Annotated in this window: 10 protein-coding genes; 7 read left to right on the forward strand and 3 right to left on the reverse strand. The window is 45.0% G+C overall.

Translation table 11 applies throughout. The annotated features are described in order from the left end of the window. Positions 1-129: 129 nt before the first annotated feature. Positions 130-2,298 (forward strand): polyphosphate kinase 1, encoded by a 2,169-nt coding sequence (gene ppk1 / locus ACFQ0C_RS21025; RefSeq protein ID WP_379369224.1) that lies wholly within the window; start codon positions 130-132, stop codon positions 2,296-2,298. On the opposite strand, the gene ytfJ is transcribed toward ppk1, so the two are convergent. Next, positions 2,292-2,696 (reverse strand): GerW family sporulation protein, encoded by a 405-nt coding sequence (gene ytfJ / locus ACFQ0C_RS21030; protein ID WP_379369226.1) that lies wholly within the window; start codon positions 2,694-2,696, stop codon positions 2,292-2,294. The genes ppk1 and ytfJ overlap by 7 nt on opposite strands. A gap of 227 nt (positions 2,697-2,923) precedes the next feature. On the opposite strand from ytfJ, the gene ACFQ0C_RS21035 reads away from it, so the two are divergent. After that, the gene (locus ACFQ0C_RS21035; protein WP_379369228.1) at positions 2,924-4,618 is read left to right on the forward strand and encodes a methyl-accepting chemotaxis protein; all 1,695 of its coding nucleotides are present in this window, start codon (positions 2,924-2,926) and stop codon (positions 4,616-4,618) included. A 95-nt stretch (positions 4,619-4,713) separates the two neighbouring features. Here the strand turns inward: ACFQ0C_RS21035 and ACFQ0C_RS21040 are convergent, their stop codons facing one another. After that, positions 4,714-7,647: a DEAD/DEAH box helicase gene (locus tag ACFQ0C_RS21040; RefSeq protein ID WP_379369230.1), complete on the reverse strand. Its 2,934-nt coding sequence runs from the start codon at positions 7,645-7,647 to the stop codon at positions 4,714-4,716. Further along, positions 7,644-9,209, reverse strand: coding sequence for an SWIM zinc finger family protein (locus ACFQ0C_RS21045; RefSeq protein WP_379369232.1), 1,566 nt, complete (start codon positions 9,207-9,209; stop codon positions 7,644-7,646). Before ACFQ0C_RS21045 ends, ACFQ0C_RS21040 begins: the two co-directional genes overlap by 4 nt. A 167-nt stretch (positions 9,210-9,376) precedes the next feature. Here ACFQ0C_RS21045 and ACFQ0C_RS21050 point away from each other — a divergent pair, with 167 nt between their 5' ends. The 5 genes from ACFQ0C_RS21050 to ACFQ0C_RS21070 all read left to right on the forward strand — a co-directional run bounded on the left by ACFQ0C_RS21050 (position 9,377) and on the right by ACFQ0C_RS21070 (position 14,069). Continuing rightward, complete coding sequence (locus ACFQ0C_RS21050) at positions 9,377-11,164, forward strand: hypothetical protein (RefSeq protein ID WP_379369234.1); 1,788 nt, start codon at positions 9,377-9,379, stop codon at positions 11,162-11,164. A gap of 27 nt (positions 11,165-11,191) precedes the next feature. Continuing rightward, positions 11,192-11,695, forward strand: coding sequence for a type III secretion system chaperone family protein (locus tag ACFQ0C_RS21055; RefSeq protein ID WP_379369236.1), 504 nt, complete (start codon positions 11,192-11,194; stop codon positions 11,693-11,695). A 136-nt stretch (positions 11,696-11,831) separates the two neighbouring features. Continuing rightward, positions 11,832-12,254 (forward strand): VOC family protein, encoded by a 423-nt coding sequence (locus ACFQ0C_RS21060; RefSeq protein WP_379369238.1) that lies wholly within the window; start codon positions 11,832-11,834, stop codon positions 12,252-12,254. A 151-nt stretch (positions 12,255-12,405) separates the two neighbouring features. Further along, positions 12,406-12,906: a sigma-70 family RNA polymerase sigma factor gene (locus ACFQ0C_RS21065; protein WP_379369240.1), complete on the forward strand. Its 501-nt coding sequence runs from the start codon at positions 12,406-12,408 to the stop codon at positions 12,904-12,906. Beyond that, a complete protein-coding gene (locus ACFQ0C_RS21070; protein ID WP_379369242.1) occupies positions 12,903-14,069 on the forward strand; it encodes an anti-sigma factor in 1,167 nt (388 codons plus the stop codon). The genes ACFQ0C_RS21065 and ACFQ0C_RS21070 overlap by 4 nt, the downstream gene beginning before the upstream one ends. The last annotated feature ends 3 nt before the right edge of the window (positions 14,070-14,072 follow it).

A 14,072-nucleotide genomic window follows, 5' to 3' on the forward strand; every position in this document is an offset into this window, starting at 1 on the left:
ATGCAAAATAATGAAAAAGAAAATAGCCCTAACACTATTACATTTCGGTCCAGTGCCACATGGCAGTTGTTTCAAAAATTAGGAACATTATTGTTTAGAAAAAAATAATGAAGCAGGTGGGGGCGCGCCATGAAATTTGTTACAGAAGGTAATACTGACTTGAACTATATAAACCGTGAAATAAGCTGGCTTCAATTTAACAGGCGCGTCCTTCAAGAAGCTCAAGACGAGAACACTCCGCTGTTGGAACGGATCAAATTTATATCTATTGTGTCTACCAATCTGGATGAGTTTGTGAGCGTTAGGGCTGCAGGAATTATGGATAAAATTAGAACGGGAAGCAGTGATGCGGATTTCACAGGCCATACACCTCAACAACTGCTTGAGCAACTAGTAGTCATGATAGAGCAATTAGTAGCGGATCAGTATCAAATAAATGAACGGATAACTTGGCTTCTTGAAAATGAAGGTATTGCTTTCACATCTTTTGAGCAATTAGATGCTGGTCAGAAAAAGACTTTAGAAGCCTATTATTTTCAAAATATATTTCCTTTGTTGACACCTTTGGCAATTGATAAAAGTCGTCCTTTTCCTTTACTTCGCACTAAAAGTGTGTATTTGGCTATTGTTCTGAAGCACTCGTCTGAACAATCGGATAACGAAGCTCATGTTGCCTTGGTTGAAATGCCGTCCAATTTACCTCGTTATATTGAGGTTTCGCCATTAATGAACACCGAGCAACGGCAGTACATTTTGCTTGAAAATTTAATAAAAGAGTATATCCACACTTTGTTTACGATGTATTCTCCAATTTCCTTCCATACCTTCCGTTTAACCCGCAATGCTGATTTTGATTTAAACGAGGAGGAGGCAGAAGATTTGCTTGATGAAGTGGAGAAGGTGCTGCTATCCAGAAAATGGGGGGCTCCGATTCGCTTGGAAATAGAGAAGGGGTTTGATCCGTTTGCATTGGAGCTGCTAAAAAAAGAACTGGAACTTGATAAACATATATTAATAATGAATGACGGACCTATTGATTTGAGTTATTTAATGACTTTTTCACTTTCCATGCAAGGCTTCGAGCATCTTAAATATCCGAGGCTTGAACCTGTATATCCGCGGGAACTTACGTATTCGGACGATTTTTTTTCAATATTGCGCAACAAGGATGTTATGTTATTTCATCCCTATGAGCCGTTTGACGTTGTCAATTATTTTATTCAGCAGTCTGCTATGGATCCTTCAGTTATGGCTATTAAAATGACACTTTATCGCGTAAACGGCAATTCCCGAATTATTCAGTCTCTTAGTCGTGCAGCCGAAGCAGGAAAACAGGTTACAGTTGTAGTTGAACTGAAAGCCCGTTTTGATGAAGCAAGAAATATTGAGTGGGCGAAGGAATTGGAGAAGGCTGGATGTCATGTCGTGTATGGACTGGCGGGGTTGAAAATTCATGCCAAAATGATCCTGGTTGTACGTAGGGAGGCGGATATACTTAGACGTTATATTCATGTCGCTACCGGAAATTACAATGAAATATCAGCTCAAATATTTACAGATATAGGTCTGTTCTCAGCAGACCCGAATATTGGGGAAGATGTCTCCAATCTATTCAATCAAATAACGGGCTTTTCTGCCCCCAGTCATTGGCATTTGCTTAAAGTGGCTCCTACCCATCTAAAACAGGGGTTGTTCAGCTTCATTCAGCGCGAATCAGAGAATGCTGCATTAGGGAAACCGGCAAGAATCATTGCCAAGATGAATGCTTTGTCAAATAAAGAATTGGTGGATGAACTATATGCGGCTTCACAGGCAGGTGTTCGTATTGATCTGATTGTTCGCGGCATATGCTGCTTACGTCCGGGAGTACCCGGTTTGAGTGACAATATTACGGTTCGCAGCATTGTAGACCGATTTTTGGAGCATTCCCGGATTTTTTATTTTGAAAATGAAGGTACTCCACAAGTATGGTTATCCAGTGCGGACTGGATGACTAGAAATATGGATAAACGGATTGAATTAATGTGTCCTATATTGAATGAATCCCTTAGATCCAACATCATTCAATATTTAACTCTGCTGCTTGAAGATAATGTAAAGGCCCGGCAGCTGCTTCCCGATGGGCAATACATAAGAGTGGAAAATGAACTGCCGGCTTGCCGCAGTCAGTATGAAGCCAGAGAGATTGTAATTGAAAAAAATAGTCCATTACATGTTCAGAACGACAATTTAGCCCCCTTGCTTGCCGCGGAACATCAATTAGAGCAATACCCTAACGAATCGGGCATAGTTCACTGAACGTTTCCCGATCCCGTTTGGTATTGCTGGAGTAAAACCTGTAATTTATCAAAGAGCTGAGGCGCCATATCGAGTATTTTGTGATACACATTGGCAGAATCTTCAAGAGATATCGTTTGAACACCCGATTTGCCTATTATTAAAAAAGCTAGCGGTGTTACGGATACGCCTCCGCCTGTACCACCGCCAAATGGCAGTATAGGTATGGAAGGCTCTTGGCCATACTTACCCTGGTCACTTCCCCCCGCAGCAAAGCCGTAGCTTATTTTGCAAACCGGTAGGATAAAGGTGCCATCAGGTGCTACAACCGGTTCTCCAATAGTCGTATTCACATTCACCATATCTTTTAAATTTTCCATGGCTGTTTTGACGAAGGATTGTAAGGGGTGCTCTATCATTAGATTCACCTTCCGTTATAATAGTTTTCTTCCTTCATTGTGGTCATGATTGAAATAGAATAAACGGTTCACTAAAAAGGCTGCTTGAAATCAACTATCCCAACTGTGAATCTTAACAATAAATTAATATAAAATAGGCATTTTTACCCACTATTGATATTGAAGGTATGGGTCTATCGTGGCAAAGTCGAATTATGTCTTATTTTATCGGAAAAAGGGGGAATATGATGAATTTTACAATTGGTAAAAAAATTATAAGTGGATTTTTAGTTATTGCTATGTTATTTGGAATCGTAAGCGTTTTATCTTTGTTTTATTTTAAAAGAATAGACGATTCCTTTAGAGATTTGATTGATAGGCGAGGATATATCCTTTCTAATACGAAGGATATGAGAGCTAGCACGCTACAGCAAATGAGTAGTTTGCGCGATTATCTATTGACCCAAAACGAAGTCGGATTGGCTAAGTATAATCAAGCGAATAAGAACTTAACGGAACTAATTAATACAACCTCGAATTTGGTTAGACGCGATTCGGACAAAATCGATTTAAACAAACTGAATGAGCTAGGTCAACAATTTAAGAAGGGCGCAGACCAAGTAATTTCATTAATAAAAACAAACAAAGAAGCTGCAATAAAATTGGCCGATTCTGAGGTTATCCCGATTGGACGAGAAATGGAAAATTTGGCTAACGGGATTGCAATCGGGCAGCAGAAGCTCGTTGATGAAGGTAGTAGAGAGAATTCATTGATGATTCTATCCATCAGAGCAACGATTCTGATTTTAAGTATATTCGCAATTATAATGGCTATTGTAATAGGACTCTTTATTTCTCGAATCATATCCAAACCTATCGTTGGTATAGCCAAAGCGGCACAACGAATTGCTTCAGGTGATCTAACATTAGAAGAAATTAAAGTGAAAAGTCGGGATGAAGTTAGTCAATTGGCTGATTCCTTTAACCAAATGGTCGTTAATCTCCGGAATTTGATTCTCCAAGTTAGCACTAGTGTTGCACATGTAGCTGCATCTTCAGAACAATTAACAGCAAGTGCTGAACAAACTAATAATGCAGCAGAACAAATTTCTTGTGCCATTCAGCAAGTCGTCACAGGAACCGATAAGCAAGTTCACATTGTGAAAGAAAGTGTGCAAGCCGTCAGCGAAATGTCAGAAGGGTCTCAACAGATTGCCGTTAATGCACAAAGTGTTTCATCTTCTGCTTCCGATGCTCAGGAAAAGTCGCAAGAGGGGAATCAAGCGATCATAAAGGTTGTACATCAAATGAATTTTATTCATGAAACCATTGAAGGCTTATCAAATGTGATTAAAGGATTGGGGGAACGATCTCAAGATATTGGTGAGATTGTTGGAATTATGGCTGGTATCGCAGCACAAACCAATTTATTGGCATTAAATGCTTCTATTGAAGCAGCACGCGCTGGGGAACAGGGAAAAGGATTTGCGGTAGTAGCAAGTGAGATTAGAAAGCTAGCCGAACAATCAAGCCAATCATCTCAACAAATCGCTGAATTAATAGCAACCATTCAAGATGAAACAAGCACGGCTGCACAATCAATGGAAGCCGGCACGAAAGAAGTGGCCGAAGGAATTCGTGTTGTAAATGTCGCCGGGACATCATTTGACCATATTGAACAGTCCATTTATAAGGTGGTAACCCAAATTCAAGAGGTTGCAGCAGCAGCTCAACAGATGTCAGCCAGTACGGAGCAAATTGGTAGCTTCATGAAAAACATTTCTAATATTGTTGAGGAATCTGCTTCGGGGATACAACATGTATCCGCTTCAACGGAAGAGCAATTAGCCTCAATGGAGGAGGTGTTCTCCTCTTCTGCTTCCTTGACCAAAATGGCTGAAGAATTGCAACAACAAATTGGCAAGTTCAAGGTAATCCAATAGGGCTCATTTATCATAGGGGATCAAGCTCTTGTCATCGGTTGTTGACAAGGACTTGATCCCATATGTATTTTGTGGCATTAGGCATGCCGATATAATTACCAAGCTTGCCGAAGCGCGAATAAATTATGAAGCTCCTCGTTGGATAGTTCAGTAATCCAATTTTCAGAGGTGGAGATTACATTCTCACTTAAGCTCATCTTGCTCTCCAGCATTTCGTCAATTTTCTCCTCAAGCGTGCCAAGCGATATGAATTTATGCACCTGTACGTTTCGCTTCTGTCCCATCCGATAGGCTCGGTCAGTAGCCTGATTCTCTACGGCAGGATTCCACCAGCGGTCATAATGGAACACATGGTTGGCTGCAGTCAGATTGAGTCCGACTCCACCGGCTTTCAAAGACAGAATAAAAATACCCGGACCTGTTCCGTCAGCGGTCTGGAACGCGTCAATCATTTTATCACGCTCCGCCTTGGGGGTACTGCCGTTCAGGTACAATACAGGCTCACCCTGCTGGGCTTGCAGTACGTCGGCCAGCAAACGGCCCATGCCTACGTATTGGGTGAAGATCAAGCAGGAATCTCCCTCATCCCGGAGCTCGCCGACCATGGCTGCGATTCGTTCGAGCTTCGCAGACCGCGAGATGAACGCTTCGCGATGTTCTTCGAGCTGAAGAGCTTGTCCAGTCGGCATAACTTCCTTCATAAGCAGCGAAGGATGGTCACATAGCTGCTTAAGCTGTGTCAATACAGCGAGAATCGCTCCTTTTCGCTCAATGCCTTCGAGATTCTTCATACGTTCCATAAGATCCTTGACCACACGTTCATAGTGTGCCCCTTGTTCGGCTGTCAGATTGATATATACTTTCATTTCCTGTTTATCCGGCAAATCTAACTGAATAGCTGGATCTTTCTTTTTACGACGCAGCATGAAAGGCTTGATAAGCTTCTGAAGCTGAGCTGTTAGCTCTGCGTCATGATGCTTCTCGATCGGATTGGCGAATCGATGTTGAAACCCGCGCTGGGTACCCAAGTAACCTGGGTTAAGGAAGTCGTAGATGGACCACAGCTCAGATAATCTGTTCTCAATGGGCGTTCCTGTCAGCGCAATGCGATGCCGCGCATTGAGCGATCGGACAGCTGCTGATTGTTTGTTTTGCGCATTCTTGATGTTCTGTGCTTCGTCCAGGCAAAGAGAGCTCCAAGTAGTCTCCTGCAAAGTTTCTTGATCCAGCAAAGCGGTAGTGTAAGAGGTGATCACTATATCGATATTTTTCAGCACGCTGGAAAGCGCCTCGCCGTTTAATCGTCCTCTACCGTAATGAAGCAAAACTCTTAAATCGGGAGCAAAGCGTGCCAGCTCCTTCTGCCAGTTGCCAAGAACAGAAGTTGGACAGACGAGTAGGGAAGGGCTCCCGGACTCTTTCTTGTGATGGAGTAAATAAGTGATGTACTGAACGGTTTTGCCGAGCCCCATGTCATCGGCTAAACAAGCACCAAGCCCGAAAGTTCTAAGGAAACTAAGCCATATGAAGCCTTCGCGCTGGTAACCGCGCAGCTCTGCACGCAATCCGCCGGGTATCGCAAGCTCCTGTAAGCCTGATGGCTGTCCTAACTGTCGAAGCAGAGCCAATAGATGCGAGTTTAACTCAACTTCCATCTTAATACGTTTTTCTTCTTCCTCAGCATCGGTTTCAGTTGTTGGGCCGTGCTCAGATGGCTTCTGTGGTTCCGATTCATTTAACAAATGCAATTGAAGAACATCCTGCAATGTTAACCCTTCTTCCGGATCCACGCTTTCCATGAGCCTGCGGATTTGCTCCAGCAGAGCAGGATCCAGGTAGACCCATTCTCCGCGGAAGCGAATAAGCCTCTCTTTGCGGCTAAGCAGCTCTGCGAATTCGGCTGCGCTCAAGTCTGAATCGCCGATGGCTATTCGCCAGTCGAAGTCTACTAGGGAGTTTAGCCCGAATAACGACTTCCTTGTGCCACCTGATTCTGGCGAAATCTGAGCGCGCAGCCGAGGCTTCCGTTTCGAAGCAGCCTCCCACCAGCCTGGCAGCATAACGTTCCAGCCGTCACTAAGCAATTGACGGCTGTCGGTGGTCAGGAAGTGCCATGCGGATTCATCGGTTAATGGCTCAGAGAAGAGCTCCTTGTCGGTATCTTCGCTTGGAAGCGCCGCTGCGATCCTTGCAGCCCATCCGGGAGATCGTTCACGGATGTAAGGGGTCCAATCGCTAGCCCATGCTCCGGCAGCATAACCGTCTGAAGCAAGGCGAATAGGCACAAGCGCTGAGCCTTCTTTCTTATCCTGCAGCACCAATCGGAGGCGCCAGCCGTGCTGCTCTTCATCCGGCTCCAGCAGCTGCAAAGCGGGGCGGAAGGGCGCTGTGTCCGGCTTCCAGCCAAGTGCTGCGAGCCACTCTTCCTCCGTAAACGTATTGGCAGCGGTGGCTGCTGCCTGGGCTCCAGCAAACAATGCGGGATAATCCCGTCGAAGATCGGACATAGAAACTTCGTCCGCATAGTGCTCTATGGACACAATGGCGGAAAAGGCTGAGCGCAAGCCTCTCATTTCCTCGCCTAAAAAGTCCATGCTCAATAGGGATTCCCAATTCAGAGCTTTTAGCTCTTCAGAACCGGCCTCCCATATCCATTGCAATGTTCCATCGCGAAATGAGCTGTAGCTTGGTATATAACGTCCTGCCTTAGCTTCTCTGTACAGGACCGGTGCTACCTCAAGCAATTGTTCGGCAGCTTCATTTCCAGAGTCCCAGCGAACAACATCCATGAAGTTCGGCTCTGCGAAGAAAGGGAGTACCATTTCCGCTGGGAGGACCGTCAATGTCAGTTCACCAGCTTCACGCAGCTCCAGAGTTGTTCCATAGCAGGATGGCTCGTGCCAAGCAAATAATATTTTCCGGAATTTATCGCCCGGGATATCATATCCATCCTGAATGCCCCATAATAAAGCATCGCCACTATCCGTTAAAACTACATGCAGGGTCATATCATACAATTTTGTACTCATTCCAACAGCTTTCCTTTCTTCATTTCCTCCTGCAGCGCACGCAGTCGGCTGTGTCGTTCCAAAAACCCAATTAAGAAGCGATCCCAGCGATCAGTCTGCTTCATTTTTTTATATACTTTATCTAATCTTTTCAGCAGCTTGACCGCTATTTTATAATCATGCCGGTTTTTGAGGGCGACATAACGCTCGATGGCCTGATGATAATAAGGCAGCAGAAGCTCTGGCGATTCCTTCTCGATCGGCTGCAGGACACTGACCCGATGCGAAGTGGGATCATCCCCTTGAAGAATCTGCAGCTCCAACCAAGGCTTCCATTTTCTCTGCTCATATAGCAAATCCTTAATAATGAGGATAGAGTGGGGAAGCATTCCTTCCAGTACGTCCCACAAATGCTTATCAGCTTCAGGTACATATGCGGCCGTTTCTTTCCAGTAACTTATATAGGCATCGAGTTCCCTTGTTTTCTTGCCATAAAAGTAACCGGCCGTCTTTAGCAACCAATCAAGCAGTTGATCCCATTCACGAGCGGCATAAAGCTGATTAAGGAAGGATAAAAGTAGACTTGATGGTGCCTTTTTTAAAGTACCGCTTGCTTCTAAGACTGCCCATGCCTCTGTGCTTTTGGATTGATGAAGGAACAAAAACGCCTTCGCTGCAATTAGAGATGGGGATGAAGAATCGGTCGTTTGCTTCTCTATGTAGTTAATCTCCTGCGACACCCAATGGTCGGCTTCAGGATATGGGTCTATCCAATATTTCCACAGTGACGTATATAGACCGTAATTCAAATACTTCTGATCGGTTTCTTCGGCCAATTGCTGTCTAATATAGCTTAATGTTTGCTGAAGACGCTCTTCTGCGAGGGTGAAATTGAAAGCAGTTGATTTTTGCTGCAGCCAGGCATGAACTTCATCGAACACCCGGTACAATGCAGAAGAAGTGTAATAGTTTACACTGCCCTGGGCAGCCAGTTCTTTTAACTTTCCAAGAATAAATAACTCTTGATGCAATTCAAAAAAGAGCCAGTCCATTGCTGAAAAAGGTATAGGTGCCTTTCTAATATTTTGCATCTCATGCCTCAGCAGATTTGCAAAAGCTCCGTGGTCGTAAGTTGCTTTAACATGAGCTGTATATTGGTGCAGAAACTTGTGCCAGTTGAAAATATCCATGTCGGACAAGGAAGTAAGCGACGAATCTGATGAGGCATTCAAACTGGATCGCTTAAGGTGATAAGCTGCATTCACAACTTGGGAGGCTGGGTAGCCCAGCCGGTCGGCAAGCTCCATAATAACTGCTGCCAGATGCTTGCAATAGGTTTGGACTGGGCAGCTACAGGAGCTGGATATGAAGTTGTCCAAATTCAGTGTAACCGTGTCCGTGTGGTCTTCCGGGCCTGTTACCTTTGCTTGAACTATGCGGTTCTCAGAAATGACCAGGCTTGTCACATGCTGCTGTTTAAAAGAATTAAACCCTCGGCTGAGGGTAACCTCATTAAAGGATTTAGCTACTTGCTCAAGCAGGTTCAACCATTGCTCGTCGTTTAAAGCGGGAAAAGAACTCATAGCAGTACTCCTTGATTATAAATAAAAGATGGTAAACTCTATTATAAAGCGATACGAAAATAAATACGAATCAAAGAGTCGGACAAAATATTTTTTTGATAAAATCCCCATATTTTCACCTTGAAATGCTAATATAAAAAGAGGTGTATACTGGGGGAGGATATCTTATGTTTGAACATTCCAAAACGAATAGCGCCGCAAAAAATACTGCAACCGACCGGACCTCCAATCACAAACGACCCGAAGAAATGACTGCTATGCAAGGAAGCGCTACAGGATTGAAGACATCAGGACTATCCATGGTAAATGTTTTACAAATGCATCGCGTTATCGGCAATCAGGCTGTGCAGCGAATGTTATCCCCTACGTATCGAGCGGACAAGCCCGTCATTCAACGAAATCCCGATGCTGTGGCAGCCCCATCGGCAGTGGCTGCTGCCGAGGAAGCTCCGATCTCCGTTCCGGTTAGCGCTGGGCCTGCACCCGGTTCTGCCGTACCGGCAGCCCCGGCAGCACTGGCAGCACCGGCAGCGCAATCATTGGCCGGACCAGCCGCACCTGAAGCGGCAGGCGGGATAGCAGCGCCGGCAGTGGCTGGGCCTGTGGCTGAGGGACCTGCCGGAGCCGCGCCGCTAGGAGCTGCCCCTGCCCCTCCCAAAGCCCGACAGGAGAGAAAGGATCTGAACAATTATTCCAACTATAATGTTGTTTATAAATGGTTGAAGGCTCGGGCAGAAACTGAAAAGAAGAGTGGTTTATTCGGATTTTTTGACGATCTTACTGCCGGGCAAAAAATGTCGGCGATTAAAACGATGTGCAATAATGAGCGTTCTCCCACTATTGAAAAGGTAAAAGACACGATGCTGACCGGTGTATTCACAAAGACAGTAGATTGGGACCGGTTCTCCGAAATCAGCCGTGAAGCCAAAGCCAAAAACATTAAAAATTATAACGCCGATGGGTCGCGTGATTATGCCTCATATACTGCGATTGGAACCTCCGCGACAGCGGGTGGAGTGTCGGGCAGCGCGACCATAAGCTCTGGCCTCGGAGCTGGGGGGGCCTTAAGTGTAGCCAACTCGGTTGCTCCTGCGGCAGGTGTTCTTAGCGGCTTAGCTTCCGTTTCACAAATTTATAACGCTTCACAAAACTATGATTCCAGCCTGTCGGCAGTCGATAAAGCCCAGTTGGCCGGTACCGAAGCTTCCGGGGGCGTGGCTGATCTAACCCGTTTTTCTGCAGGCACGGTTAATAGTGTAAGAACGTTGGGCAATATGGCTACCAGCGGAGCGGCCACTATTGCGGCAGGTACTGCCGGTGTTGTCGGTGGCGCTGCTTATCTGGCCGGTGGAGTTGCGGGTTACATCGAGAGCGGCAAAAACCAGAAAAACCTGAATAAGCTTGAAAACAAATTCAATACCAGGGCTGAGGCCGACCAGCATCAGCGGGATCTTGGTTTGGCCGCGCACCTCGGCGGCTCCACTCAAGGTATGAATAAGAACAAGAGCGCCACTACTGCGGCGAAAGGAGCTCTTATGATCGCAGGGGGAGCTGTGCTTCTGGCGGCAGCAGCATCTCCGGTCGGGCCCATCCTGTTGGCGGCAGCGGCTATTATTGGCGGCATCGGGGCGCTCATCAAATTTTACAAGAAGTCGAAACGTAAGGAAACCTTTGTCGACAAAGCGCTGAATCTGGACAAAGAAGTGGCCAAGCCTGAGAATGCAGGGTTGAAAAAAGAACAAGTTCGGCAAAAAATGCTGGAAGCACAGGGATTCAACAATGTCGACCAATGCTATACGCAGCTTGTAACAGATCTTGCCTCAATGCTGTATGAAGGAGGCGTTGTCGGTCAGGATGAAGAGTGCCAATCCGTTATAGAAAGTATCGGACTTAAGGTCGATAAGGCTAAAAGAAAACCGGGTAAAGATCTGATTGCCAAAAAATTGCATACTTAACATAAGATTTGGATGGAGGCATCTCCCATGACGTCCTTTAACGATTTTACGAACTCCTTTCTCCGTCAATTTCAGCAGTACTACAGCCAAAGGGATATTGTTAATCATTGGGCTGAACCAACCGAAGAATCGCCTTATCCTTCTCTGATCTTACGCTTTGATGAGATAGGCGAGCAAAATGCCCTTATTGATTTGGAGCTTTGCTTTTTGCCTGGGCTGGAATCTTTCTCCCAAGAGGGAATTTATATTTTACAATCCTTTGCTGTGATCAAAAACAACGTCTCTCCTCGTGCCTATGCGAAATTGTTAGAGGAGATAGCAAAAATTAACATCCAGCTGCCGCTTGGAGGGTTTGGCTTGTTTACAGACACAGGCGTTCTCTATTTTAAGCATAATACGATTCAAAACCTCGATTGGCTTAGCAGTCCGATCGCTCTTGAACATTTTGATCGCCAAAACGCCCTTATCGTTCATCAATTTTACCAATTCACCGATGCTTTGCTGGACTTGGCCAGGGATTCCCAACATTAACGAAAGTTGCTCGGCTTATATCCTGTTTCCTTACAAACAGACCTGCGCATGACCCGAATGATTGGGTGCAGGTCTGTTTGTTGCAGTTTGGATTCTGGATGCAGAAGTTGTAAAATAAGCAAAGGAGGCGAATATAGTGAATAATTCTAATCACAATCAGAAGATTACTACATTTCTAATGTTCGAAGGAAAAGCCGAAGAGGCTATGAATTTCTATACCTCTTTATTTGAACAATCAGAAATCTTGAGCATTGAACGTTATGGTGCTAATGAAGCCGGTGCTGAAGGAACCGTAGTAAAAGCAGCTTTTGCTCTAAATGGACAAGTGTTTATGTGTATAGATAGCAGCGTGAAGCATGGCTTTACATTCACCCCTGCAATATCCTTGTATGTAAGCTGTGATACTGAAGAGGAAATAAGTAAAGTCTATGAGCGATTGTCTCATGACGGCGCAGTTTTAATGCCATTAGGGAAGTATCCATTCTCGAATAAGTTTGGCTGGGTTCAAGATAAATATGGGGTTTCATGGCAATTAAACCTTGTTGAGTCTGCCATATAAGTTTTTTATCTAACAATGGTTGAGGAGCTGGTTGGGCTAACAGCTCCTTTTTTTGCTGTTTCATGGGATATGCCGTTATGTTTTTCAGACCAATAGAAATATCTGTAACTATTGAAGGCTTCATACGTGAATAGAGTGAAGGGGGGATGTAATGAGAAGACATACACTGGATAGCTTGTATCAATTATATGTAAAAGACGTCTATCGTTACTTGCTCTCCCTTTGTCGAAATCATCATGCAGCCGAAGATTTAGTTCAGGAAACATTCTACCGAGCTTACCTTTATTTGGACAATTGCAAGGATGATAAGGTGAAGCCCTGGCTGTTCCGTGTTGCTTATAATGCATTCGTGGATTCTTATCGTAAGGAAAGGCGCAGCATTCCAATAGGATCAGAGTTTTTTGCTAAGCTTCCAGATACACGGACACCTGATCAATATTTACTCAATCAGGAGTTATGGGAGCATATTGGAGATATCATACATAAGTTGCCTCACAATCAGATGCAAGCAATACTACTGCATGACTTTCATGGGCTGTCCTATCAGGAATCTGCCGACATTATGGAAATCAGACTGTCTCATTTTAAAATATTGCTCTACCGTGCAAGGCAAGCCATAAGACAGACCGAGGAAAGGAAGGAGCATCTATGAGTGAGGAATTCAAACGACAGCTGCAAGATTATGCGGAAGGCAAATTAAAGGGAAGTGAGAAAGAAGAGCTGGAGAATGAGTTGAATAAAATGGAGACTTATCAGAATTATTTGAGTGAGCTTCTCGGTAGTGAGGAGAGCCGGCAACCGCTTAAAGAAGGCTTGACTCCATCCTTCACAGAAGCTTCTTTGTTGCGCAGAAGCAAATGGAAGGCACGGCTTCAGACGGCCTTGACCGCTATAGGGATTGTCATATCCATTAGCATGGTAAGCGCAATATTTACCGGGTTCTACTATGGGCTTGGCAATCGAGCAGCCATCTACCAAGATGTCATCGCCTCGGCCATTGCTCTTACGCGGCCTAATTTGAGTGTAAGCGGAGGTACCAATTCGAATGCCTTCCTTACTATGGATTACAAAGGAACGATAAGGAAGAAAATTGGGTCCGAGATATCATCCATCGGGGATTTTCAATTTTCATTTCTGCTAGGCTTGCCGGGTCTGGAGCAAACAACTTGGCGAAATGAAACATCTTCTTCCAGCTCTTCTTTATTTCAATTACCTGGAGCAAGTCAGACGTCAAGCCAGAATTTAGAGTGGGCTAAACTGGAGAAATTACATGAGGGAACCGTTTCGGAAGTATTCATTTCATTGGATCGGATGTATACGACGAATGAGCTGTTGAAGCTTCTTGAGAGCAAGAACATGGACCCAGTCTGGTTCGCAGCCTACACGGATCAAGAGGCTAAGCCTGGAGATGGTGGGGCAGTGATATCTCCGGTAGGCTTTCCTTTCTACCCCATCTGGCACGCGAATGATATGAAAGTAACCAGCCGCTCGGAGCAAAAAACAGGTTGGTTCAGCAAAATCGTAACTACAAGCTCCTCTTCGCCGGGGATTGAGAGTTACGGAGACGGAGAGGTAAGGGAGCAAAATTTCCTGGATACGCTGCATCTCCTGCAAAAATATGCTAGCATCAGCAAGCGGCTTGCCCCCTGGCTTGAGCTCGATTCCGCCGTTCAATATATAGAAGCTCATGGTGTGAAGCTTTATGGTGTTGTATTAACTGGCCCGACCAAAGAGCTGCTAAAGCTGAAAGAAGAATCTTGGGTTTCCGGTATCCGGATAGGTGAAGTGCGCTTTTGGAATTGGCATGAACGATGATTA

Origin of the sequence: Paenibacillus sp. GCM10027630 (genome assembly GCF_042676305.1) — a bacterium.
Taxonomy (GTDB): domain Bacteria; phylum Bacillota; class Bacilli; order Paenibacillales; family NBRC-103111; genus Paenibacillus_S.